The sequence below is a fragment of the Streptomyces sp. SID14478 genome, from assembly GCF_010548525.1.
Classification (GTDB): domain Bacteria; phylum Actinomycetota; class Actinomycetes; order Streptomycetales; family Streptomycetaceae; genus Streptomyces.
In genome coordinates, this window is the sequence record NZ_JAAGMG010000751.1 from 1 (window position 1) to 3,042 (window position 3,042).

General features: G+C 73.8%; 2 protein-coding genes. Both read right to left on the reverse strand.

What is annotated here, in order from left to right; all coding sequences use genetic code 11:
- Window positions 1-1,502, reverse strand: a 1,502-nt coding sequence (locus G3I40_RS25000) for a biotin carboxylase N-terminal domain-containing protein (RefSeq protein WP_164304373.1), incomplete at its 3' end; no start/stop codon positions are given.
- A gap of 26 nt (window positions 1,503-1,528) precedes the next feature.
- On the reverse strand, window positions 1,529-3,042 hold a 1,514-nt coding region (locus G3I40_RS25005; RefSeq protein ID WP_164304372.1), incomplete at its 5' end, for a carboxyl transferase domain-containing protein.

Sequence of the window (3,042 nt, forward strand, 5' to 3'; positions counted from 1 at the left end):
TGGCCCGGCACGCGCACGTGGTGCACCGTCCAGGCGGGTGCGCCGCCGAGCCGCCAGCCGTCGGGCCGTGCGAAGGGGTCCGTCCAGCCGTCCGGCACCGGTTGCAGCGCCTGCTGACGCTGCACGCCCGCCGCCGCGTACACCCCGGCCGGTACGTCGCCGCCGACCAGGGAGTCGACCTCACGCTCCACCAGCCCGGTGTCCAACTCGCCCGCCACGACCGCCGGATGGGCCAGCAGGCGGCGCAGGAACCCGGCGTTCGTCGGCACGCCGAGCGTCACCGTCCGGGCGAGCGCGGCCCGCAGCCTGCGCAGCGCCGTCTCCCGGTCGGGCCCGTAGGCGATGACCTTCGCCAGCATCGGGTCGTACAGGGACGAGACCTCCGTGCCCTCGCTGAGCCCGGAGTCCGTGCGCACCCCCTCGCCCTCCGGCTCGCTCAGCGCGAGCACCGTGCCGCCGGAGGGGAGGAAGCCGCGCGCGGGGTCCTCGGCGCACAGCCGGGCCTCCACCGCGTGCCCGGTGAGCGTGATGTCGTCCTGGGAGAAGGGGAGGCGCTCGCCCGCCGCCACCCGCACCTGCCACTCCACCAGGTCCAGGCCGGTGATCAGTTCCGTCACCGGGTGCTCGACCTGGAGGCGCGTGTTCATCTCCATGAAGCAGTACGCGGCGGGGTCGCCGCCCGGCACGATGAACTCCACCGTGCCCGCGCCGCGGTAGCCGCAACTGCGCGCCGCCTCCACCGCCGCCGCGCCCATCGCCGCCCGCGTGGCCTCGTCGAGCAGGACGCTCGGCGCCTCCTCGACGACCTTCTGGTGCCGGCGCTGCAGGGAGCACTCGCGCTCGCCCAGGTGCACCACGTTGCCGTGCGAGTCCGCGAGGACCTGGATCTCGATGTGCCGGGGCCGGTCGATCCATCGCTCCACCAGGAGCGTGTCGTCGCCGAAGGAGGCCCGCGCCTCGCGCCGGGCCGCCGCGATCTCGTCCTCCAGGGTGCTCAGGTCGCGCACCAGGCGCATGCCCTTGCCGCCGCCGCCCGCGGACGGCTTGAGCAGGACGGGGGCGCCCAACTCCCGCGCCGCCTCGGCCAGTGCGGGGTCCTTGCCGCCCGGCACCACCGGCACCCCGGCCGCCCGCACCGTGTCCTTGGCGCGGATCTTGTCGCCCATCAGCGCGATGGCGTCGGCGGACGGGCCGATGAAGACGAGGCCCGCCTCCTCGCAGGCCCGCGCGAACCCGGCGTTCTCCGCGAGGAATCCGTAGCCCGGGTGGACCGCCTGCGCGCCGGTCGCGGCCGCCGCCTCGATCAGGCGCTCCACGGACAGGTAGCTCTCGGTGGCCGGGGCGGGTCCGATGCGCACCGCGTCGTCGGCCTCGCGCACGTGCCGCGCGTCCGCGTCGGCGTCGCTGTACACGGCCACCGAGCGGATGCCGAGGGCACGCAGCGTACGGATGACGCGGACGGCGATCTCGCCGCGGTTGGCCACAAGTACGGTCTCGAACAGGGTCGTTGCCACAGTCGTGCCTCCTCTCACATCCGGAAGACGCCGAAGCCGCCGGTCTTCTCCGGCAGCGGCGCGTGGGCGCAGGCGGTCAGGGCCAGGCCGAGGACCTGGCGGGTCTCCAGCGGGTCGATCACGCCGTCGTCCCAGAGCCGGGCCGTCGCGTAGTAGGCGCTGCCCTGCGTCTCGTACTGGGCACGGACCGGAGCCTTGAAGGACTCCTCGTCGTCCGCGGGCCACTGCTCGCCGCGCGCCTCCAACTGGTCACGCTTGACGGTCGCGAGGACGGACGCGGCCTGCTCACCGCCCATGACGGAGATCTTGGCGCCGGGCCACATCCACAGGAAGCGGGGCGAGTACGCGCGGCCGCACATCGAGTAGTTGCCCGCGCCGTACGAGCCGCCGATCACGACGGTCAGCTTCGGCACGCGCGTGCAGGCCACGGCCGTGACCATCTTGGCGCCGTGCTTGGCGATGCCGCCCGCCTCGTAGTCCCGGCCCACCATGAAGCCCGAGATGTTCTGCAGGAACAGCAGCGGAATCCCGCGCTGGTCGCACAGTTCGATGAAGTGGGCTCCCTTCTGGGCGGACTCGGAGAACAGGATGCCGTTGTTCGCGACGATGCCGACCGGGTGCCCGTGGATCCGCGCGAAGCCGGTGACCAGCGTCTGCCCGAACTCGGCCTTGAACTCGGCGAACCGGGAGCCGTCCACGACCCGGGCGATGACCTCGCGCACGTCGTACGGGGTCCGCGAGTCGACCGGCACCGCGCCGTAGAGCCCCGCCGGGTCGACCTTCGGCTCCACGGCCGCCGTCACCGACCACGGCAGCGGCCCGCGCTCCGGCAGCGTGGAGACGATGGTGCGCACGATCCGCAGCGCGTGCGCGTCGTCCTGCGCGAGGTGGTCCGTCACGCCGGAGACCCGCGAGTGGACCTCGCCGCCGCCCAGCTCCTCGGCCGTCACCACCTCGCCGGTGGCCGCCTTCACCAGCGGCGGGCCGCCGAGGAAGATCGTGCCCTGATTGCGGACGATGACGGCCTCGTCGCTCATCGCCGGGACGTACGCGCCGCCCGCCGTGCACGAGCCGAGCACCGCCGCGATCTGCGGGATGCCCGCGCCGGACATCCGGGCCTGGTTGTAGAAGATCCGTCCGAAGTGCTCGCGGTCCGGGAACACCTCGTCCTGCATCGGCAGGAACGCGCCGCCGGAGTCCACCAAGTAGAGGCACGGCAGCCGGTTCTCCAGGGCCACCTCCTGGGCGCGCAGGTGCTTCTTCACGGTCATCGGGTAGTACGTGCCGCCCTTGACGGTGGCGTCGTTGGCGACGATCACGCACGCGCGCCCGCTGACCCGCCCGATCCCGGCGATCACCCCGGCCGCGGGCGCCTGCCCCTCGTACATACCGTCCGCCGCGAGCGGCGCCAGCTCCAGGAACGGGGAGCCGGGGTCGAGCAGCGTGTCCACGCGGTCGCGCGGCAACAGCTTGCCGCGCGCGGTGTGCCGGGCCCTGGCCCGCTCGCCGCCGCCGAGCCGGGCCGCGG